We start from the raw sequence: 21,091 nt of genomic DNA, 5'->3' as shown, positions 1-21,091 counted from the left end.
CAACGGACATGATTAATGTTTTTTGAACCTAATCAATTCCATTTTAAGTTAAAATATTCATACTCAAGTTCTTAGAGGCGAACGGGTTTTGACTTCTTCCCATTTACCATCTCTTATTGTTTGATCAAAATACTGTAAACCTCTTCAGGGCTTTGAGCTGAAATTAGTTTATTTACATTTTCGCCCGGCCTGATCAATCGGGCAGCCCGATTCACCCCTCTTAAATGCTCTTTAACCGGTAACTGTTTAGGACTTAACAACATCAGAACAACCCGGGCTTTATGGGCTGTTTTAGGGATCCGGATTCCTTCTTTAACTACTCCGATCAGCAACTGCTGTTCCTGTATCAATGAGGTGTGGGCATCGTAAAGCACCACGCCGGCCATCATTTCAGGGGAATAATCGGACGAGTTAGTTAAAAGCCGATGTATAAGTCGCTCTACATCTTTTTCATCAATGTTTTTATTGGCACTCAGCATCCGCACAAACTTATGTTCCAGGCTTTCTCCTGTTTCAGAGATCACGATATCAGTGGATTTCAGCAACTTCATTCCTGATTCCTGATCCCTGTTCTTACCATCCTGTTCAACTTCTGAGGGATATACCGTAATGAACCCAAGATCTGGATATCTCTGGGATATCACCCTCGGAAGGCGATCCAATGCAGGCCGCCATGAAAGAGAGCCTTCGCGGGCACTCAACAATACAAACAGATCATCTTTTAATGTATGCTTGTCCATCCATGCCGGTAATTCTCCCCAACCATCTATAGGTATAAACTCTGTTTCTATATCAGGTTTCACTTTCTTAATTCTTTTCTCCACATTTTTCATCCGTTCTTTTGGAGCCAGTATAGTCAGGGTACCTCCAACCTGATCAACCATCAGCTTCAGGGACCGAACAGCTCCTGAAAAACCCGGCTCGAGTGAGGCATATGGAGGAACCGCTATCACCACTCTTTTTACCGTATTGATCGGTTTATGGGTCTTGCAAACCATCACCATCTCGTCGATCTTTTGTAATAGCTGGTCCAGGATACTTCCAAAAATTCGTTGCGTGGCAGAAGTAGCTCCATTCCACCCGATCACTACCACAGAGGCCAGCTTTTCATTCACCGATCTGGCAATTCCATTTGCGATGTTCAGATCGATGGATGTCACCGGATTCACGGGCACTTCAGCTGCTGCCGCATGAACCACCGCATGGCTAAGCATCTTCTCTCCTCTTGCCACCTGTGCATCTACATCTTTGCCATCGCGGGCAACCGTTAATGGGAAAATGGGCTCCTCCGATTTTTCGTCACGGATCATGAAAGCAATATCCATAAGGGCATCCGATGTTTCCGGATTTGCCAGCGGAACAATGATCCTTTGTGGAGTTTGAGATGGTTCATAAGGTTTTTTCTCTTCCTGAAGAACTACATCCCTCCCAAATTTCTCAACCATCCAGGGTCCTACCAGACAGGTTAACAAGATCATGATCACGACTGCGTTTACAGCGGTTTGATCAAAAAAGCCAAGATCAAAACCAAGCAGTGTAACAGCAAGGGTTGCGGCAGATTGAGGAGTGGTCAACCCAAAGATCACAAAACCCTCGGCGTTTGAAAAGCCTTTGATCAGCCTTACAATACCGGAAGCCAGTGCTTTCCCGACAAATACCAGCATGGTAAAGATCAGGGCATAGATCCAGACTTCAAGGCTTCCAAGTACCTGCACATCCACCAGCATCCCAACTGAGATCAAAAAGAACGGAATGAATAACGCGTTGCCCACAAATTGAATACGGCTCATCAGGGTTCCGTTACCCGGCACCAATCGGTTCAGCAATAAACCGGCAATAAAGGCTCCAATAATGGATGCCAGTCCTGCCATCTCAGCGATAAATGCCGTGGCAAAAAGAACCGCCATCAGGAAAACGAAATCCACATCCGTCTCGTGCTTCATGGTGCGGAAAAACCATCTGCCAACGCGTGGTAACGTGAGAATAGCCGCTGCCAGAAACACGGCAATGGAAGTGGCGAAGACCGTCCAGTAACCCGGCCCCTGTTCATCACCAACAGTTCCTGCGATAATTGCCAATATACCCAGAGAAAGTGTGTCGGTTACCAAGGTTCCTCCCATCGACATGGTGACCGCGGTATTCTTTGTGATCCCTAACCTTTCAATGATCGGATAGGCAAGCAGTGTATGTGAACCGACGATTGCTCCAAGTAACAGAGAGCTTTCAAGAGAATAATTCAGCCAGTGTATTCCCGCAAAGTAGGCTCCTGCTGCCGGAAACAGATACGAGATCAGTCCAAAACCAATGCTCTGATTTCGCAGTTTTTCAAATCGGTTCAGGTCGATCGACAGGCCGGCCGTAAACATCAGATATAATAATCCCACGGTTCCAAGCAGTTCAATGGTGCTGTCACGCTCCAGAAGGTGTAGCACACTGGGGCCAATAAGCATCCCCGAAAGTATGATGCCTACTATTCCGGGAATCTTGATCTTTTTGGATAGAATGGGGGCAACAAGAATCACCACCATGACCAACGCAAAGATCAGAACAGGATTTGAAAATGGCAGCGACAGGTTCAGTATTTCATCCATATGGCATCAGGCTGTGAATTGCTTTTCAGGAACCGTCAACTTAAACATTGACGAAAATTTCTCACCGGTTATTATTTCTAAACCCTTCAAACACGGCACGCATCATTTCCGTTGCGGTTGGTGGATTGAAGACTATGGCATCTGCTCCTGCCCGAATGGTTTCACGTATCGTTGAGTTATGCGGGCCACCACTTGCCATGATAGGTATTTCCGGGAGCAAGTTACGTATATGACTTACAGATTCTGCCGTAAATTCACCGGTTGCCACATTAAAGATATCTACTCCGGCTTCTGCCAGATCTTTGACCGGTTCCGCCTCAAACATCACGGTATAGATCAGCGATCCATTGATCTGTGACTTTATATTACTGATGACCTCTGCCGGGGTTGGTTTGGAGATCACCACTGCGGATGCCCCAACATGCAGCGACCGCTTAGCTGCTTCCGTGGCCTCATGCTCATGCAATAAACCACCGCCTATATCGCAAAAAACGGGTTTGTCACTAAAATCAATGATCACCTCATCCATATGTGATGATTTATCAAACGGGTGCACCGCCATCACAGAATCAGCCTGCAAGCTGTTGATAAATGCAAGATCGGTCGTTAATAAAACAGAACGTATCAACTGTTCCCCTAAACGAATACCGGTACACTCTTCTATGGCATTCGGAATCTCATAATTGCTTGCAGAAAGCAAGTAATTTTTTTGATCTAAACTCATGTGTTTTACTCGGAATAAATGTTAAGGATGTGAAGACCGATCACACATGCAGCATGTTCCATCTTCTATCAATGCCTGCGAAGTTAGCTGACGGGCTGGAGCTGATAGATGCTCCTTTCCGGGTCTCAGAAATACGCCCCACTTCCGGGTCCTCCGCTCTCATATTATAAGATTAGGCAGATTCTATTTGTACGCTTACAATGATAACGGCTTTTTTGTGATTGGTCAAACCTTAAGTACAGATTCACCTGAAAAGATCTTGTAAAACCTGCCCTAAATTTGACTATCTTTATAGCCTCAAAAACTCACTCTCTCATATTTAAACCGACATTTAATGTTTCCTTCTGAAGTCACTGACTTTTTTAGAACCCAAAAAACGCCCTTCTATTACTACGACCTGGATGTGCTGAACGCCACACTGGAGGAAATTCAAAAACACGGTCTTTCCAAGGGGTTTCACGTTCATTTTGCCCTTAAAGCGAATAACCAGCCTAAGGTCCTGAAACTGATCAAAGAAGCGGGGCTTGGCGCAGATTGCGTGAGTGGAGGTGAGGTTCAGAGAGCCATTGATTCCGGTTTTTCTGCATGCGAAATCGCGTTTGCCGGCGTGGGTAAAAGTGACGAGGAGATAGAACTTGGATTGAAGCATGATATCTTTTGTTTCAACTGCGAATCTGTACAGGAACTGGAAGTCTTAAATGAACTGGCCGGAATGCAGGGAAAAACGGCCCGGATCGCCCTTCGGCTCAACCCAAATGTAGAAGCGGATACGCACCGGTACATCACGACCGGGTTAAATGAGAATAAATTCGGGATCAATGCCTCAGACCTGGATGAAGTACTTGATCGTCTTCCCGATCTGAATAATTTAAAATTGATCGGCATTCATTTTCACATCGGATCTCAGATCGAGAACTTTACGCCTTTCGAGGAACTTTGTGAACGGGCAAATATGCTTAATGAGCATATCGAGAACCGGGGGTTTGAGTTATCAGTGATCAACGTTGGCGGGGGATTTGGGATCAATTACACCCATCCAAACGATAATGCCATTCCTGATTTTGAACGCTTTTTCGGGTTGTTTGAAAGCAGAATAAAACTGAAAGAACATCAACAGCTACATTTTGAACTTGGTCGGTCTGTAGTTGGGCAGTGTGGAAGCCTGATAACGAGGGTTCTTTACACCAAATATGGTGAGACCAAGAATTTTGCGATTGTTGATGCCGGCATGACAGAACTCATTCGTCCTGCTCTGTATCAGGCAGCCCACCGCATCGATGTTTTAACGAGCTCAAAGCGTGATAAAAATTACGATGTGGTTGGTCCCATCTGCGAAAGCTCGGATACTTTCAGAACTGATATTTCTATACCGGAAGTAGTACGTGGAGATATTATCGCTATTCGAAGCGCCGGGGCCTATGGAGAAGTAATGCGAAGTGCCTATAATTTGAGGGAGGCTAATTCCTCGGTGTATTCGGATGAGGTTTAAATTCCAAAGAATTCCCTGATATTTTCTGCTAAAGCCTGTTGATCCTTCTTCGTCAGTCGGGCAATTTTCTTAACAACCAGGGTTTTATCGATGGTGGCAATTTTCATCCTGGTCATGGAAGGCTTAGGCAACCCTGCCTGCTTCCACTCTGTTAAAATATGATCACCTTGCTTTGGTTTTGTTTTCAGGTTACTGGTCACAAACATTACCAACACATCCGGTCCTGAATTGTAATCAATTGGAGAAAGTATAAGAGCCGGTCTTTTTTTGGTGGCTTTCAGGTCTGTAAAAGGAAATGGCAGCAAAACAATATCCCATCGCTTATAGGTCATTGTAAACCTCATCCTCCTCATTATCCCATTCAGAGAAAGAAGGTTCGCTTACGTTCATGATTTCTGCCAGATCATGCTCTTCCCCAAGCCTTTCCATAGCCTCATTCACATAGTCATCAATTAAATCACTGACCAAACTGCTCATTGATTTTCCTTCCAGTGAAGCGATAGCTTTGAGCTTCTTCCGCTTTTCATCCGGGATCCTGATACTCATTACGCTCATTTTATCTCCTTTTTGTAGTATAACCTACATGAAGGTAATTTATTTCAACAATTTAAGCTAATAGTCCCGCAATGTAGCCCGTCGTCCAGGCTGCCTGAAAGTTAAATCCACCGGTAACCCCATCTATATCCAGTACTTCACCGGCAAAGTATAAGTTTGGGGATTTACGGCTTTGCATGGTTTTCATGTCCACATCATGAAGACTGACCCCGCCACAGGTTACAAATTCTTCTTTGAATGTAGTTTTACCCTGAACCTGATATTCATCGTTTGTAATAAGGTGAACCAGCCGGTTGATATTTTTCTTTCCCATATTTTGCCAGATCATATCATCCCCAACTTCCAGTTTATCGATCAGAAAATTCCACAGCCTTCCCGGCAGTTGAAAGGGGTTAACGTTAGTGGTTTTCTTCATCCCGTGTCCTTCAACCACCGTTTTCAGGATGCCTCTTACCTCTTGCTCTGTTCGTTCTCCGGCCCAGTTAACTAATACTGTGAACCGGTAATCCTTATCACTTAGTTCTCTCGCACCAAAAGCTGAGAGTTTCAAGATCGCCGGTCCGCTCATACCCCAGTGGGTAATAAGTAACGGGCCACTGTTCTGAAGTTTCGACCCCATGATCTTCACCGAAACCGGATCGGCTACAACCCCCATCAGTTCCCTGATCGGTTCATCCGGCATGTTAAACGTGAACAGCGATGGAACCGGCTCCTCAATATCATGGTCCAGTTTTCTCAGCCAGTCAAATCCGGAAGAACGTGGGCTGCCACCTGTCGCCACGATCACCCTATCGGCTTCAACACGACCTCCCCGATGTAATCCTAGCTCATACCCGTGTTCAGTTTTCCTCAGCTTTTTGATGTTGGACTTTGTTTTGATCGCAATTCCAAGCTTTCGGGTTTCACTCATCAGACAATTGATGATAGTTGACGAATCATCCGTTACGGGAAACATCCTGCCATCAGATTCCGTCTTCAGTTCTACCCCACGCTTTTTGAACCACTCTATGGTATCGGTTGGTGAAAAGATCCCAAAGGCTTTTTTAAGCGGTCGCTCACCCCTTGGATAGTTCGTTACCAGTTCACGAATATCGAAACAATGGTGTGTGACATTACACCTTCCACCACCTGAGATCCGTACCTTGGAGAGGAGTTTATCCGATTTCTCGTAGATCGTGACTTTTGCATCAGGATGGTGCGTTTTGGCTGAAATAGCTGCAAAAAACCCGGCAGCACCGCCACCGATCACAGCAACTTGTAAGGGTTCATTCTTCATCTTTGAAAGATACCGTTTCTTTTGATGAGTCACGAAATGGAACGCGGATAAAGCGGATGGTCGCAGAAGTAAAAACCTTTCCTCATCTATACATTCACAGTCCGGAGCTTTGGGTTTATTTTTTCGGGATCATATATCACATTAAAAGCTCCGGAACATAATTCCGGATTTTGCATGGAATAGGATGAGATTCCCCTTATTTTCCACTGCAATTTTTAAGCAATCAACTCTATGCAGATCAACGTTCTGAAATTTGGCGGTACTTCCATGGCCGATCACAAAACATGGAAAAAGGTATTGGAGATCATTAAAAATTATGAGTGGCCAGTCGTGGTGGTTTCTGCCACAGCACGAACCACACGTCAGTTAGTGAAAGCTGCACAACTTGCCGCTTCAGGTGATCTTGAAGGGGCTTTTGAAATCTCCGAATCCATCAAGCAGCGTCATCAGGACATCGTTGATAATTTTCTGCAGGAAAATCCGCATGCCAAAAACGATTTGATCAGGGAAAGTTGCTTTAAAAATATGGATGCCAAGATCGGCAAGCTCAACAAGTTGCTGACCTATACTTCCCGGCAAGGAAAACTTTCACCTCAAATGAAAGATGCGATCTCAGCTATGGGGGAACAGATCTCATCCTACCTTCTGGCTCAATGTGGACTGTCGCTGGGTATGATGACGCAGCATATTGAAGCGCGCAGACTCATCAAAACCGACAATGAGTATGGCAAAGCAAATCCGAACAAAATGCTCATCAGTCAGCATTGTGGTTCTCTGGAAACTGTCCTCGAAAACGGGTTTACTCCGATCATCGGAGGTTTTTATGGTGAGGCACCTGACAAAACGATCACAACCCTTGGTTTTGAAGGATCCGATTATTCGGCGAGTTTGATCGGTGGGGCTGTTGGAGCTGAGACCATTGAGATTTGGACTGATGTGAGTGGGGTTTACACCGGCGATCCCCGGTTCATACCTGAAGCCAAACCACTGGCTGAGATCAGTTACTTTGACGCTACGGAAATGGCCTATTTTGGTGCAAAAGTCTTACATCCATCGACCCTGAAACCGGCTCAGGAAAGAAATATCCCGGTTTATGTTAAGAACATGTTCAAACCCGAGGACGCCGGTACAAAAATCGTGAGGGAGGCTGACCACGATCTGCCGGTATTGGCATTGTCATTCAAGCAAAACATGAGCCTTTTAACCGTGAGTGCCCACGAAACTCTGATGGGTTTTTCCTTTCTGCCAAAAGTTTTCAGTGTACTTGAGTCCTATCGGCTCCCTGTTGATGCGGTCAACACGACTGAAGCCTCCGTCACCATTGCCATTTCTGACGATGTTATCCTGGATCAGCTCTCAAAGGACTTTATTGAGATCGGTTCGGTATCCATAGAACGGGGTAAAGGGCTTCTCACCTTAATTGGTTGTTCTGTGCAAACGGCAAGCAATTTCCGAAACCTCTTGTTGGAACCGTTGTCGGATCTGAACATTGATATGATCTCTTTCACCAAAGAAAAAAGGATCTTTAATCTGGTGATCGATGACGAGGAATTGCTGCCAAGTGCTCAGAAAATTCACCGAACGTTATTCAGCTGATTTTTGCTGCTCGGTGGCATCCATTTCTTTCAATTTATCAGGGATCACAATACCCAATCGCTTAGCTCGCTCTCTCCATTTTTGGCGAGCCAGCTTCTGCATATCCTCGATCGCATCTATTTCATCTACGATCTCCATTCCGAGCAGAGTTTCAACAACGTCCTCCATGGTGACCACCCCGGCAAACCCACCGTATTCGTCGACCACAACGGCTATGTGTTCCTGTTTTTCCAGCAGGCGCTCAAACAGGGTTTTCAATGAAATGGTCTCCGGTAAGATCAGCACTTCCCGTTTGATATCTTTGAGCTGCTTCTCACCATTCCCTTCCGAAAGGTTAAAGTACAGATCATTCTTTAGAATATAGCCCGTAATGTCCTCTTCGTTCTCATCAAATACCGGCATTCGGGATACTCTTAGCTCTACTTTATGCTGAAGGATCTCCTGAATGGTTTGATCTTCCTGAAACTTTACGACCACAATTCTTGGAGTCATAATATCTTTTACCCTGAGTGACCGAAAACGGATCAGGTTTTTGAAAATATTGGATTCCCCTTCCTCAAATACCCCTTCCTCAAAGCCAAGTTCAGCCATCGCGCTAAATTCCTCACGGCTAACCGAAGGTTGTTTTTCTTCACTGGAAAGCCATTTTGTGATCCACTGGGAGAGTATGACAAGTGGATACGTAACAAAAATCAGCAAACGGGTGGTTCTTGCTGCAAATCCTGAAAGTTGTTTCCAATAGGTAGCTCCCAGTGTTTTGGGGATGATCTCGGAAAGCACCAGTATTGCCAGGGTTAGTATGGCAGACGTCAGGCTAACATAAGCATTACCGAATACCACCTGTGCCTGGGCACCCACCCCCGCCGCACCCACGGTATGGGCAATGGTATTTAAACTCAAAATGGCTGAAAGCGGACGGTCAATATCTTTTTTCAACTCCTTCAACAACTGTCCTGTTTGTGGATCATTTTTCTCCTTAACGGCAACAAACGATGGAGAAATAGACAGTAAAACGGCTTCCAGAATTGAGCATAGAAATGATACGCCAATAGCCAGAATCAAATAAAAAATCAGTAATCCCATGAACCTAATATACCATTATTGTTGATTTACAAAAGTGATGCCAATGAATAGCTGTTTTAGTATTCGGCTTTGCAGTTTTCTCTTAGCATGGTGAGCACATGCTGAAAGTCATCAGGTAACTCCGAATCAAATCTGACCATTTCACCGGTAGTAGGATGCTCAAACCCCAGGGTTTTGGCATGAAGTGCCTGCCGATCCAATCCTGTGATCAGATTATGGAACATGGATTTTCTTGATCCTGTGTTCGGACCATAACGCACAGAGGTTCCCCCGTATGTAGGATCCCCAAATACATGGTGACCAATATGTGCAAAATGAACTCGGATCTGATGAGTTCTTCCGGTTTCCAGCTTCACCTCCACCAGGCTCAGGTAATCAAAATATTCAAGGACCTTGTAGTGTGTTACAGCCGATTTTCCCTGCCCGGCCGGCTTCACGGTCATCAGTTTCCGGTCCCGCTTTGAGCGTCCGATATCGCCTTCAATCGTACCTTCCGGATCAGGTGTACCCCATACGATAGCCCAGTAAGTTCGTTCCACATCCTTTTCCTGAAATAAGGCACTTAGTTTGGCCAGAGTCTCATCATTCTTTGCCACCACAAGTAAACCACTCGTATCTTTATCCAAACGGTGAACGATACCGGGACGCAGGTTTTCATCTTCCTCCTCTCCTGCCAGCTCATCTACATGATACATGAGTCCGTTGACCATGGTGCCACTCCAGTTACCATATGCAGGGTGAACCACCATGCCCGCTTCTTTATTGACCATGATGATATCATCATCTTCATATATGATATTCAGATCCAGTTTTTCAGGTTTAGCTTCCGGTGGCGGTGGTTGTGGGAGTTCAATATAGATCTCATCCCCCGGCTGCATGATATATGACGCTTTTTCTTTTTTCCCGTTCACTGTCACATAACCATCCTTAATGGCTTTTTGAACCTTATTTCGGGAAGCATTCTCAACAAATGAAGTAATGTAAACATCCAGTCTAATATCCGAATTCTGTCCTTCGGGTACGGTATGTTCGTAGATCGTCGACTGTCGGTCTTTTCCGGCTTTCTTTTTCATAGCCTAAAGGTACGGAGATTGTGCATTCTTTTTAGACCCTTAAAAATTTTGTAAGGAATTCAATTCTAATTGCTCTAACTGAATAATTCAAAGTGAAAAATTAAAAATTAAAAATGGAGCTTCATGAAGGAAAACGTTATTCAAACAAAAAGTTTCGAGTTTGCACTGACAATTATATCATTATATAAATTATTGCAGGATGAAAGAGAATATGTCATTTCAAAACAACTTTTGCGTGCAGGCACAAGTATAGGGGCCAATGTTGAAGAAGCAATAGCAGGTCAATCAAAAAAAGACTTCCTTTCTAAAATATCTATCTCTTTAAAAGAAGCTCGTGAAACACGATATTGGCTTCGACTTTTAAAAGAAAGTGAGCTGACTAATCTTAAAGTTGATGATTATCTTTTAGATGCATTTGAATTGATCAGAATTCTATCTTCGATTGTTAAAACCACAAAACTAAACCTGAACTAATTTTTCATTTTGAATTTTAAATTTTGAATTTCCAATGATCAAATCTCTCTACATAAAAGATTTTGCCCTGATCGATGAACTTGAAGTGGGTTTCGGGGAAGGACTTAATATATTGACCGGACAGACCGGAGCGGGTAAATCGATCATTATTGGTGCCCTAAATATGATCCTCGGGGAACGTGCCGATACGGATGTGATACGCAGAGGAGCCGATAAGGCCATATCTGAAGCGACCATTCGCGTTGAGGATTCAGCTGAGCTGAAAGAATTACTGAAAGATAACGAAGTCGAATTCAGTGAATATTTGATCCTGCGCCGGGAGATCCGAAATACCGGAAGCCGGGCTTTCATCAATGATACGCCGGTTAACATCAGTGTGCTTAAAGCTGCCGGCGATCTTCTTGTAGATCTGCATGGGCAGCATGATCATCAGCTATTACTCAAAGAAGAAAATCATCTGGGTGTGATCGATGGTTTTGGGGAAGTGGAGCCTGTACTGAAGGCCTACAAAGCCGAATATCGAAATATGACTGAGCTCCAGAAAGAATTAAGGTCTTTGAAAAAGAGAGAAAACGAGCTGCAGGAAAAAACCGAACTCTATCGGTTTCAGGTGCAGGAACTTCAGGAAGCCCGGTTAGATGACATCGACCTCGAGCAGCTGGAAGCAGAGATGAATCTTCTTGACAATGCGGAAGTGCTTGACCAAAAAGCAGCGGCAATATCAGAAATGGCTGAATCGGATGATGGTAACATCATACAGTTACTGAATTTTCTTAAACTGAATCTTGAAGACCTGGCACGGATCGAACCGGAATTCAATAATTACCTGGAGGAGATCAATGCAGCACGGGTCAGTATCAATGAAGCCATTGCTTTTGCCGAACGTTACAGAAACAGTATTGAATTCAATCCAAACCGGCTGGAAGAACTTCGTCAGCGGCAATCTGAGCTGAACCGGCTCCAGAAAAAATATCAGCGTGACCTGCCTGAGTTGATCAAATACCTGCATGAGATCCAAAGAGAACTATCCCTGGCCGATAACTTTGACTTGGAAATCGAAAAGATCGAGCGATCCATTCAGAAGCAATCTGAAATCCTGAAAGAGCAAGCTATCACGCTTCATGAAAAACGGCATGAGATCGGGCAGAAACTTGGCGTTCAGATTCAGGAAGAACTCAGTAACGTTGGAATTCCACATTCCAAACTGGATGTGCGGGTCGATTGGTTGTTATCAGACAATGGATGGATCGAAATTGACGGCAAGACCATCGACTGTACAGAAAGGGGTTGCGATGATGTCAGAATGTTCATCTCTACCAATAAAGGAGAGGAACCAAAACCACTGGCTAAAATTGCATCCGGTGGTGAGATCAGCCGCGTGATGCTGGCTCTGAAATCCATTCTTGCTAAAGAACAAAGCCTGCCGGTTATGATCTTCGATGAGATCGATACGGGAATCAGCGGAGAGATCTCTGAAAAAGTGGGAGCTTCAATGCGTAAGCTGTCGGAGCACTGCCAGATCGTGGCTATCACCCACCAGCCACAAATTGCGAGTCAGGCACATAAGCACTATAAGGTCGCCAAAGTGGAGGAAAGTGAGCGAACGGTTACGCGCATCATTCCGCTTTCAGATGAAGAACACATTCACGAGATCGCCAGCCTGATGAGCGGTTCACAGATCACTGATTCTGCGCTGAACAGTGCACGTGAATTGATCGAAAAGAATACATTTAAGAATTGATCTAACTTAGTGTAGAGATACAAAATTTTATTTTACTACATTAACAAATCACAGTCATAAAATTGTACTGACAAGCAACGTCGCTAAATCTGATGCTCTAAAAGCTATTGGACTGATTCCATTCCTGAAACCATTCTTTATCATTCAGTTTATCCTTTTGACCCAATATTCCAATTTTGACCTCAGGTGTTATACCGTAGTACCATCCTTTTGCCACTGTAATATGAGCGGGGCCGGTTTTCCTTCTGTACATCATAAGAATATCAGTTGATGTAGGATATGGAGACACCGAATTTATACTTTTACTGATTTTGGTACGATTTAGAATATCTGGATAAAATACATCTACTCTTTTGTTAAGCATTTTCCATTTTATGATCTTCTTTTCCTTCACATCGATCACAAAATGAAACTCACCTCCAAGATAATAGGGCTCGCCTTCCTTCCATTTTGGCAAAAGATAAACAGAATACTCATTAAGTCGGTAGAAATTGACAATTACCTCATATTCAAATTTTGAGTCAGGCACATCTACTTCCTTTATTGCCAATCTTGCAGCAGTGGCCATTTCAAAAACTTTAGAAGTGTCAGTTCCGTTAGCTTCTATTTTTTGGATTGGTGATCTGTTCGTATCAAAAACAACTTCTGTATTATAATAAAAGTGATCTGATTTTAGCTCCCCAAAGTATACTTTCCAAGTCTCCCAATCCATTTCACCAGTTTCATCTTCCTCATAAACAGAAATACACGTCTTATATCCCTCAATGATGTTGATCTTACCTGTAAATGCTTCTGCTCTTTTACATGTACTATCATGGAGCATAAGACTCGATGCCTCGTTATGTAAATATTGAAGCCATTTTTCCTCTGGTTTATCTGCGCTTAGACGCTCAGGTACCCAAGTTTGAGCAAGTAACATTGATGAACTAAAATGCATTAGAACAATCAAAAATAACAGCTTTGTGATAAACCGGATTTTCATATTTAGGATTGTTTAGTAATCATTCTATGAATAAGTGTTACCGGATGCAAAGCCTTCCTATCCACACCATCTTTGATCTGATGTCGGCATGAAAATCCGGGGGCACACACCTCATCTTCCTCATTATTTCGTAATGCCGGAAACAGCACCAATTCCCCGATATCCTGAGAGACTTCATAATGTTCTTCTTCATAACCAAAACTTCCGGCCATTCCACAGCAACCTGTCTCAAGGACTTCTACCTCATATCCTGCTGACTCCAATGCCTCTATCGTAGGCTCATTTCCAACCAGTGCCTTGGCATGGCAATGTCCATGCAGCATAACCTTTTTAGCTTTATCTGTCTTTGGAAGACGTTGGGCATTTTTCGCTATGAACTCTTCAATGGTAAAGGACAGATCTGCAAGCTTATTCGCAAGAGGCAGTTGATCCTCTTCACATAATTCAAGGAATTCATCACGCAAGGTCAGTATCTCTGAAGGTTCGATACCGATCACGGGTAAGCCTTGTTCAACATATTCTTCAAATTCCGACAGCACCTTCAACGTTATGGCTTTGGCCTCGCCGAGAAATCCCTTTGAGAGTTGTGGCCGGCCGGTTTCCATGGCTTTCGGAATGATCACCTCATACCCCATTATTTCAAGCACATGCACGGCATCCATACCGATCTGTGGATCGTTGTAGTTCGTGAACAGATCGACAAACAGAACTACTTTTTCATCAGATCTAACTGCTCCATTTTTCTGATGCTTTTCGAAAAGAGAACGAAAAGACTTTTGGGCAAACTTCGGAAGATCCCGCCGGGAATCGATACCAAACACCGTTTCAAAGAACCATTTTCCCGGAGTGGATCCGGTAAAAAAGTTAGATAGTGATGGCGTCATTGAAGCAAGAGGAAATAGTTTACCGGCGTTTGCAAAGAATTTTTCCTTTAGCAGGGAGCCATTCTCCTTATGCCAGCCATTCATGAATTCGGCTTTCATTTTGCCCATGTCCACATTGGCCGGGCATTCACTTTTACAGGCCTTACAACTCAGGCACAGATCCAGTGCCTGACGTAATTCACTGGATGCAAATCCCTGGGGATCCTCACCTGCAAACACATGCCGAAAAACATTAGCCCTGCCACGGGTTGAATCCTTTTCATCTTTTGTGGCCATATAGGAGGGACACATCGTTCCTCCACTCTCAGCTAACTTGCGGCAAACACCGGCTCCGTTGCACAATTCCATGGCACTCCCAAAATCACCTTCCTTCCGCCATGCAAAGACGGTTTCAGGCTCCGGTTTTTTATAATCAGGTGAAAACCTGAGATCGGCATCAATGGGTTTGGGCTCAACGATCTTTCCGGGATTAAAAATGTACTGTGGATCCCAGATCTCTTTTACCTGCTTCAACACCGGCACCATCTCTTTCCCTAAGATCTTATGAATGTAGGGAGCCCGAACCCGTCCATCGCCATGTTCACCGGATAACGACCCGTTATATTTTTTCACCAGGTCTGCTATTTCCTCTGCCATGACTTTCATGGTCTGCAATCCCGACTCCGTATTGATATCGATCTGGGGACGCAGGTGTAACTCCCCTACAGAAGCATGGGCATAGAACACACAATTGGTGTTGTGTTTATCCAGAATGGCCCGAAATTCTTTCACATATTCAGGTAAGTCCTTCACCCGAACCGCGGTATCTTCGCAGAAAGAAGGAGAACGACCGTCTTCTCCCAAACCCATTAACAGACCTAATCCGGCTTTACGGAGATCCCAGACTCTCCTCATCTTGTCTGATTCCGTAATAACCGGATAGGCGTAACCCAATTCTTTCTGTTGCAACACATCGGTTAATTCCTCTGCCTTACTCTGAAGGGCAGCCGGATCATTCCCCTCAAATTGAGTGATCAATATGTAGCGTGGTTCATCCTCCAGAAAGAACCGGTTCTTACGCTGTTCAATATTGCCCTTGGTGGCGTCCATGATAATATGGTCAACCAGTTCTACAGCCGCAGGCTCAAAATTCACAATCTCAACGGCGGCTTTCATGGTTTCTTCGAGTGAATTGAACTGAGGAACCACCACCAGTTTATGCTTGTCTTTAGGAACCAGGTTCAATTTTGCTGAAGCCGTAAACGCAAGGGTTCCTTCACTCCCGCAAAGCAGTTCACACAGATTGAATTTTCTCCCTTCCTGGTCGAATGGTTGCATCTCCAGTAGTTTATCCAGCGCGTATCCGGTATTTCTGCGGATGATCTCTTTGTGAGGATAACTTTTTTCAATGAGCTCCCGGTTTTGCTCCAACAGTTTTAACATCGACCGGTAGATTTGGCCTTCCAGATCATTTTGTTGTTTTCTGGATTCCAGTTCCTCTGCGGTAAGGGGTTTAAACACCGCTCTTGAACCATCACTCAGAATAGCCTCGATCTCAAGGGTATGCTCACGCGTAGTTTGGTACTTGATGGAGAATGAACCGGATGAATTATTCCCAATCATCCCACCGATCATACAGCGATTGGTCGTTGCGGTATCAGGACCAAACAGCAGCTGATGGTTTCCGACTTCACGATTCAGGGTGTCTCGTATCACTCCCGGTTGCACATGTGCTGTCTTCGTTTCCGGATCCAGCTTCAATATATCTGTCATATAACGGGATACGTCCATAATGACCCCGCCGCCTGTTGTCTGTCCGGCCAGACTGGTTCCCGCACTTCTCGCCGTAATACTGAATTTTTCCTGAATGGCTTGTTTTACCAATGCCTGAATATCCTCAGGACTTTTTGGAAATGAGACCCCTTGTGGCATTTCCTGATAAAGGGAGGCATCCTGAGCGTATAACTGACGGGTAAGCAGGTCTTGTTGAATCATACTATTCTTTGAGATAAAAATTCTCTTCCACCTTTTTGACGATCTCATCGCCTATAGCCAATCCCGCTGTTGCGGCAGGGCTTGGGGCATTCAATACATGGATCTGCCGGTCGGCCACCTCAAAATAAAAATCATCGAGGATCTCTCCGTTTCTCTGAAGAGCCATGGCCCGGATTCCTGATGGTGATACTTTAAGATGCTCTTCCCGTACTTCCGGGATCAGCTTTTGAAGTCCTTTCACAAATGCTTTTTTTGAAAACGAGCGACGGTATTCATCCAGCCCCATCCGCCAGTGTTCCCTGGCCATTTTCCAGAATCCCGGAAAATTCAACGTTTCAATGGTATCCCTGAGGTCGAAGGAAAGTTTGTTATACCCTTCCCGCTTAAAGGCAAATACCGCATTGGGACCACATTCAATACCTCCCAAAGCCATGCGTGTAAAGTGTACTCCAAGAAACGGAAACTCTGGATTTGGCAGTGGATAGATCAGGTCATTGACCAGATATTCAGCATCCGGCTTCAATTCATAATATTCTCCCTTAAAGGGCACGATTTTAACCGGGGATCTTACCCCACCGCTTTTTGCCACATGATCTGAATACAGCCCTGCACAGTTGATCAGGTATGAGGAGGTCACATTTTCCTTACCTGCACGAATGCTTACTTCTTCACCCTGCCGGCTGATCTTCGTGACTTTTCGGTTGAACCTAACTTCGCCACCACTTTCCTCGATCAATTGTTGCAGAACCCGGCATACACCGGCATAATCCACAATTCCGGCGCAAGGCACGTGAATAGCGGCCACACCATTTACATGTGGTTCCAGTTCCTTGAGCCGTTCTTCATCAATGAGCTCAATACCTTCTATCTCATTTTGAAGTCCCCGTTCATAGATCTCTTTCAGCTTGGGTACTTCCGTTTCATCCGTGGCAACGATCACCTTGCCGCATACATCAATGGCTACATCATGTTTCTGGCAAAAATCTACCAGTTGATGCCGGCCATCCACACAATTTCTGGCTTTATAGCTTCCGGGTTTATAGTAGATACCGGAATGAATAACTCCGGAATTCTTTCCGGTCTGGTGAGCCGCTACCTTATCTTCTTTTTCAAGAACAAGGATCTTGGATTCAGGATATTTGAGTGAGAGTTTATATGCCGTTGAGAGGCCAACGATGCCGGCCCCTACAATTGTAAAATCGTACTTCATATCCTCAAAGATATGATTAATAAATCAAAAATTGATCCTTCTTTAAAGAAATAACCGAACAGCCCTTCAAAGGTTTTTGTTCTTAATTCACGAAACTAAACCTTATCTTTATAGGGTTATATATTTAACAAAGCTATTCAAACACCTTCAAATTTTATGAGAAAACTTATACTGCCGATCCTTGGATTGGTTTTTATTGGACTGCTAACTGCCTGCGATGCCCGCAAAAATCCCAGGGACCTGAGCAAGCAGGATACACATATTGATGAGGTGATCTGGAATGCGACCTTTTATGACCTTGAAGGAAACGAGGTTTCCATTCAGGATTATTCCGGTAAAGTGGTCATGGTCGATTTCTGGGAAACCTGGTGCAGTCCCTGCCTGCAGGTTTTTCCGGCCATGGATTCCCTCCAAAAAGAGTACAGCGATGATTTTGTGATGCTTGCTGTAAATCTTAATAATTCCGACACTCAGGAAGATGTAGAGAACTTCAAGAGTGATAACGACTACACCTTCAATTATGTATTGGATAAGAATCGTGTTGGAGCCGAGGTCATCACACTTGGAATTCCTTTTAAGGTATTTTTTGACCCTGAAGGATTCCTGATCAAATCTGAGCTGGGACTATCCGGTAATGATTATAACGACGCAAAAGAAATTATAGAACAACATAAAACATCATAGATAACATGCCTGAAGTAAAAGAAGAGAAACTACCTTATAAAGTAAAAGATATTTCCCTTGCCAAATGGGGTCGGCAGGAGATCGAATTAGCTGAAGCTGAAATGCCCGGCCTCATGGCCCTTCGTGAAGAATATGGTGAACAACAGCCATTGAAGGGGGCACGTATTGCCGGTTGTCTTCATATGACCATCCAAACGGCTGTATTGATCGAAACATTGATCGATCTTGGGGCTGATGTAACCTGGTCATCCTGTAATATCTATTCCACACAAGACCATGCTGCAGCTGCCATGGCAGAAGCCGGAGTTCCTGTGTATGCCTGGAAAGGTATGACTGAAGAGGAATTTGACTGGGCGATCGAACAAACCCTGTTCTTCCCGGACGGACAACCATTGAATATGATACTCGATGATGGAGGTGACCTGACCAACATGGTCCTCGATCGATATCCTGAACTGGTGGAAGGCATCAACGGTATTTCTGAAGAAACCACCACCGGTGTACTGAGATTGGTTGAACGTGAGCGAAAAGGAACCCTCACTCTACCTGCCATCAACGTGAATGATTCTGTAACCAAGTCAAAATTTGATAACAAATACGGCTGTAAGGAATCCGCTGCCGATGCCATTCGCCGTGCCACCGATGTAATGATGGCCGGAAAAGTTGCCGTTGTTGCCGGATACGGTGATGTAGGTAAAGGAACTGCCGCTTCTCTGCGTGGAGCCGGTGCACGTGTTATCGTTACTGAGATCGACCCGATCTGTGCGCTTCAGGCTGCTATGGACGGATTCGAAGTGAAGAAAATGGATGATGCTGCTGAGGAAGGTGATATCTTTGTTACGGCCACCGGAAACAAGGACATTATCAAAGACCGTCATTTCAAGAAAATGAAGGATAAAGCCATTGTAGGTAATATTGGTCACTTTGATAACGAGATCGATGTAGCCTGGCTGAAAAAGAATTCCAAAGAAGAGAACATCAAACCACAGGTAGATATTTTCACGCTGAACGACAGTGGTAAACAAGTGGTACTGCTTTCTCAGGGAAGATTGATGAACCTCGGTAACGCGACCGGTCACCCATCGTTTGTGATGAGTAACAGTTTCACCAACCAAACCCTGGCTCAGATCGCGCTCTGGAACCGGCCGGAAGAGTTCGAAGCCGGTGTTCACGTTCTGCCGAAATCACTGGATGAGAAGGTAGCCCGACTGCATTTATCCAAGATCGGAGTGGAACTTGAAACTTTGACTGAAGATCAGGCGGAGTATATTGGTGTACCGATCACAGGTCCGTATAAGTCTGATCAGTATCGTTATTAAGATTCAGACAAAAAACCGTTCGTGATCTAAACAAACGGTTTGGTCATTAAAAAAATTGATCCTGCATGGTTCATTCGGTGCAGGATCTTTTTATATCTGTTGGTTATTTATCGAAATGAGCAATGGCTTCTTCAAGTGTTCTGTAGTGATCGAACACCTTGATCAACTGTGTGACCATAAGTAAACTTTCGATCTTTTTATCAGCCTGACAGATCACTAATTCCCCATCGGCATTTTTCATGGTAGTCAGCCCACCGATCAGAATTCCAAGTCCTGAAGAATTCATAAACTTCACTTTACCCAGGTCTACCACTACTTTCTTTTTACCTTTCTCAATGAGTTTATGGAGTTCATCCCGGAAAATCTCAGCATCAGGTCCTCCCATAACATTACCTTTCAGTTCGATAATGACACAATTATATTTTTCCGAAACATTATAATTCATACTAATCCTCTTTATTTATTAAATGATAAAAGCTAAAAGCTGCATTAATTTCTACCTTCAGCCAATGCTTTCCGTCTCGATAATACAAAAAATCTGTTAGTTAATGGAGTCAAATAGAATTTGAAAATAAGGCAGATCAGGCGGATGAAATTACGACTATCTCTCAGCTAAAATAGCTAAATATTATTGGAGTTAAATTAGTCTTGTATTTACATTTTCTCGATAATCTTCTCTAACGCTATTCTAAAATCACGACGTTATTATTAATTTTGGGGCTGAAGTAGCTAAGACTTGAATAAGGTGCTAAATTAGTTACTATGTATGAACGCAAAAGTCGATTAACCCCACACCAACAAAGCCGGCTGATAGAACATTTTGTAGCAGGTACTACGGCCCGTGCAGCCTCGGAATTGATTGGTGTTCAAGCTAACACCGCTATACGGTTTTTTATGAGACTACGTCAACTCATTGCAAGTAAACTACCCAGTTATGAATTATCTGGGGAAGTGGAAGCCGATGAAAGCTATTTTGGAGGCAAGCGTAAAGGTAAGCGTGGCCGTGGATCTACCGGCAAAGTAGCTGTATTTGGATTACTTAAGCGTGGAGGTAAAGTGTACACGGCTATTATTCCGAATGCTAAAACAGAAACCTTGCTACCAATTATTCAACAGAATGTGCAGCCGGATAGTATTGTTTATACCGATACTTTTCGCTCCTACAATGCCCTGGATATCTCTGAGTTCCACCACATGCGAATTAACCACAGTGAACTCTTTGCAGATCAACTGAATCACATAAATGGAATAGAGAATTTCTGGAATCAAGCCAAGCGTCATATGCGCAAATTTAACGGCATCAAAGCAGATAATTTTTACTGGTTTTTAAAGGAATGTGAGTGGCGCTTCAACGGAGGCAATCATGCAGAGCTCTTAAAGCAATTAAAATCATGGTATAAGCAAACCAAACATTAACCCTTAGCTACTTCAGCCCC

At 44.1% G+C, this 21,091-nt stretch carries 18 protein-coding genes and 1 riboswitch; of the genes, 7 read left to right on the top strand and 11 right to left on the bottom strand.

Annotated features, from left to right (window positions below; genetic code table 11):
• Positions 1-113: 113 nt before the first annotated feature.
• Entirely contained in the window at positions 114-2,591 is a 2,478-nt protein-coding gene (locus C3B73_RS03920) for a cation:proton antiporter domain-containing protein (protein ID WP_103664337.1), read from the bottom strand.
• A 61-nt stretch (positions 2,592-2,652) separates the two neighbouring features.
• Complete coding sequence (locus tag C3B73_RS03915; protein WP_103664336.1) at positions 2,653-3,315, bottom strand: beta/alpha barrel domain-containing protein; 663 nt, start codon at positions 3,313-3,315, stop codon at positions 2,653-2,655.
• Positions 3,316-3,372: 57 nt separating this feature from the next.
• Positions 3,373-3,504, bottom strand: a riboswitch (cyclic di-AMP (ydaO/yuaA leader).
• Between the two features lie 145 nt (positions 3,505-3,649).
• Here C3B73_RS03915 and lysA point away from each other — a divergent pair.
• Entirely contained in the window at positions 3,650-4,804 is a 1,155-nt protein-coding gene (lysA, locus tag C3B73_RS03910) for a diaminopimelate decarboxylase (protein WP_103664335.1), read from the top strand.
• Here the strand turns inward: lysA and C3B73_RS03905 are convergent.
• From C3B73_RS03905 to C3B73_RS03895, 3 genes are read right to left on the bottom strand one after another with little or no spacing between them, the layout of a single operon-like run.
• Positions 4,801-5,136, bottom strand: a complete 336-nt coding sequence (locus C3B73_RS03905) for a type II toxin-antitoxin system PemK/MazF family toxin (RefSeq protein WP_103664334.1) — start codon at positions 5,134-5,136, stop codon at positions 4,801-4,803. The two genes, lysA and C3B73_RS03905, sit on opposite strands and share 4 nt — an antisense overlap.
• On the bottom strand, positions 5,126-5,359 hold the full coding sequence (locus C3B73_RS03900) for a CopG family ribbon-helix-helix protein (RefSeq protein ID WP_232802984.1): 234 nt from the start codon (positions 5,357-5,359) through the stop codon (positions 5,126-5,128). The genes C3B73_RS03905 and C3B73_RS03900 overlap by 11 nt, the downstream gene beginning before the upstream one ends.
• 52 nt (positions 5,360-5,411) lie before the next feature.
• Positions 5,412-6,635 (bottom strand): BaiN/RdsA family NAD(P)/FAD-dependent oxidoreductase, encoded by a 1,224-nt coding sequence (locus C3B73_RS03895; RefSeq protein ID WP_103664332.1) that lies wholly within the window; start codon positions 6,633-6,635, stop codon positions 5,412-5,414.
• 231 nt (positions 6,636-6,866) lie between these two features.
• Between C3B73_RS03895 and C3B73_RS03890 the strand changes: the two genes are divergently transcribed.
• Positions 6,867-8,231 (top strand): aspartate kinase, encoded by a 1,365-nt coding sequence (locus C3B73_RS03890; protein WP_103664331.1) that lies wholly within the window; start codon positions 6,867-6,869, stop codon positions 8,229-8,231.
• Here the strand turns inward: C3B73_RS03890 and C3B73_RS03885 are convergent.
• Entirely contained in the window at positions 8,220-9,314 is a 1,095-nt protein-coding gene (locus tag C3B73_RS03885) for a CNNM domain-containing protein (RefSeq protein ID WP_103664330.1), read from the bottom strand. The two genes, C3B73_RS03890 and C3B73_RS03885, sit on opposite strands and share 12 nt — an antisense overlap.
• Positions 9,315-9,370: 56 nt before the next feature.
• On the bottom strand, positions 9,371-10,387 hold the full coding sequence (locus C3B73_RS03880) for an RluA family pseudouridine synthase (RefSeq protein ID WP_198597268.1): 1,017 nt from the start codon (positions 10,385-10,387) through the stop codon (positions 9,371-9,373).
• Between the two features lie 123 nt (positions 10,388-10,510).
• Here C3B73_RS03880 and C3B73_RS03875 point away from each other — a divergent pair, with 123 nt between their 5' ends.
• Together C3B73_RS03875 and recN are read left to right on the top strand one after the other, a co-directional pair.
• A complete protein-coding gene (locus C3B73_RS03875; protein ID WP_103664329.1) occupies positions 10,511-10,861 on the top strand; it encodes a four helix bundle protein in 351 nt (116 codons plus the stop codon).
• A gap of 34 nt (positions 10,862-10,895) precedes the next feature.
• Positions 10,896-12,602 (top strand): DNA repair protein RecN, encoded by a 1,707-nt coding sequence (gene recN, locus C3B73_RS03870; RefSeq protein WP_103664328.1) that lies wholly within the window; start codon positions 10,896-10,898, stop codon positions 12,600-12,602.
• 97 nt (positions 12,603-12,699) lie between these two features.
• Here recN and C3B73_RS03865 read toward each other — a convergent pair whose 3' ends face one another.
• From C3B73_RS03865 to lhgO, 3 genes are read right to left on the bottom strand one after another with little or no spacing between them, the layout of a single operon-like run.
• Entirely contained in the window at positions 12,700-13,584 is an 885-nt protein-coding gene (locus C3B73_RS03865; RefSeq protein ID WP_103664327.1) for a hypothetical protein, read from the bottom strand.
• 2 nt (positions 13,585-13,586) lie between these two features.
• Positions 13,587-16,442 (bottom strand): FAD-binding and (Fe-S)-binding domain-containing protein, encoded by a 2,856-nt coding sequence (locus tag C3B73_RS03860; RefSeq protein ID WP_232802983.1) that lies wholly within the window; start codon positions 16,440-16,442, stop codon positions 13,587-13,589.
• A gap of 1 nt (position 16,443) precedes the next feature.
• Entirely contained in the window at positions 16,444-17,652 is a 1,209-nt protein-coding gene (gene lhgO / locus C3B73_RS03855; RefSeq protein ID WP_103664326.1) for an L-2-hydroxyglutarate oxidase, read from the bottom strand.
• A gap of 156 nt (positions 17,653-17,808) precedes the next feature.
• On the opposite strand from lhgO, the gene C3B73_RS03850 reads away from it, so the two are divergent.
• Positions 17,809-18,336, top strand: coding sequence for a TlpA family protein disulfide reductase (locus C3B73_RS03850; RefSeq protein WP_103664325.1), 528 nt, complete (start codon positions 17,809-17,811; stop codon positions 18,334-18,336).
• 5 nt (positions 18,337-18,341) lie between these two features.
• Positions 18,342-19,655, top strand: coding sequence for an adenosylhomocysteinase (gene ahcY / locus C3B73_RS03845; RefSeq protein WP_103664324.1), 1,314 nt, complete (start codon positions 18,342-18,344; stop codon positions 19,653-19,655).
• A 103-nt stretch (positions 19,656-19,758) separates the two neighbouring features.
• On the opposite strand, the gene C3B73_RS03840 is transcribed toward ahcY, so the two are convergent.
• Positions 19,759-20,100, bottom strand: a complete 342-nt coding sequence (locus tag C3B73_RS03840; RefSeq protein ID WP_103664323.1) for an STAS domain-containing protein — start codon at positions 20,098-20,100, stop codon at positions 19,759-19,761.
• A gap of 317 nt (positions 20,101-20,417) precedes the next feature.
• Here C3B73_RS03840 and C3B73_RS03835 point away from each other — a divergent pair, with 317 nt between their 5' ends.
• Positions 20,418-21,071, top strand: coding sequence for an IS1595 family transposase (locus C3B73_RS03835; RefSeq protein ID WP_103663931.1), 654 nt, complete (start codon positions 20,418-20,420; stop codon positions 21,069-21,071).
• The last annotated feature ends 20 nt before the right edge of the window (positions 21,072-21,091 follow it).

This window comes from Gracilimonas amylolytica, assembly GCF_002911695.1.
GTDB lineage: Bacteria > Bacteroidota > Rhodothermia > Balneolales > Balneolaceae > Gracilimonas > Gracilimonas amylolytica.
Note: the sequence above shows the minus strand (reverse complement) of the source record. Positions and strands in the feature narration are given on the sequence as shown.

Excerpts from the sequence above, each read along its gene's own strand:
- recN (WP_103664328.1), top strand. The coding sequence starts at position 10,896 with ATGATCAAATCTCTCTACATAAAAGATTTTGCCCTGATCGATGAACTT.
- C3B73_RS03835 (WP_103663931.1), top strand. The coding sequence starts at position 20,418 with ATGTATGAACGCAAAAGTCGATTAACCCCACACCAACAAAGCCGGCTG.
- C3B73_RS03905 (WP_103664334.1), bottom strand. The coding sequence starts at position 5,136 with ATGACCTATAAGCGATGGGATATTGTTTTGCTGCCATTTCCTTTTACA.
- C3B73_RS03850 (WP_103664325.1), top strand. The coding sequence starts at position 17,809 with ATGAGAAAACTTATACTGCCGATCCTTGGATTGGTTTTTATTGGACTG.
- C3B73_RS03840 (WP_103664323.1), bottom strand. The coding sequence starts at position 20,100 with ATGAATTATAATGTTTCGGAAAAATATAATTGTGTCATTATCGAACTG.
- C3B73_RS03890 (WP_103664331.1), top strand. The coding sequence starts at position 6,867 with ATGCAGATCAACGTTCTGAAATTTGGCGGTACTTCCATGGCCGATCAC.
- C3B73_RS03875 (WP_103664329.1), top strand. The coding sequence starts at position 10,511 with ATGAAGGAAAACGTTATTCAAACAAAAAGTTTCGAGTTTGCACTGACA.
- lysA (WP_103664335.1), top strand. The coding sequence starts at position 3,650 with ATGTTTCCTTCTGAAGTCACTGACTTTTTTAGAACCCAAAAAACGCCC.
- lhgO (WP_103664326.1), bottom strand. The coding sequence starts at position 17,652 with ATGAAGTACGATTTTACAATTGTAGGGGCCGGCATCGTTGGCCTCTCA.
- C3B73_RS03895 (WP_103664332.1), bottom strand. The coding sequence starts at position 6,635 with ATGAAGAATGAACCCTTACAAGTTGCTGTGATCGGTGGCGGTGCTGCC.
- C3B73_RS03885 (WP_103664330.1), bottom strand. The coding sequence starts at position 9,314 with ATGGGATTACTGATTTTTTATTTGATTCTGGCTATTGGCGTATCATTT.
- C3B73_RS03880 (WP_198597268.1), bottom strand. The coding sequence starts at position 10,387 with ATGAAAAAGAAAGCCGGAAAAGACCGACAGTCGACGATCTACGAACAT.
- C3B73_RS03900 (WP_232802984.1), bottom strand. The coding sequence starts at position 5,359 with ATGAGCGTAATGAGTATCAGGATCCCGGATGAAAAGCGGAAGAAGCTC.
- C3B73_RS03865 (WP_103664327.1), bottom strand. The coding sequence starts at position 13,584 with ATGAAAATCCGGTTTATCACAAAGCTGTTATTTTTGATTGTTCTAATG.
- ahcY (WP_103664324.1), top strand. The coding sequence starts at position 18,342 with ATGCCTGAAGTAAAAGAAGAGAAACTACCTTATAAAGTAAAAGATATT.
- C3B73_RS03915 (WP_103664336.1), bottom strand. The coding sequence starts at position 3,315 with ATGAGTTTAGATCAAAAAAATTACTTGCTTTCTGCAAGCAATTATGAG.
- C3B73_RS03920 (WP_103664337.1), bottom strand. The coding sequence starts at position 2,591 with ATGGATGAAATACTGAACCTGTCGCTGCCATTTTCAAATCCTGTTCTG.
- C3B73_RS03860 (WP_232802983.1), bottom strand. The coding sequence starts at position 16,442 with ATGATTCAACAAGACCTGCTTACCCGTCAGTTATACGCTCAGGATGCC.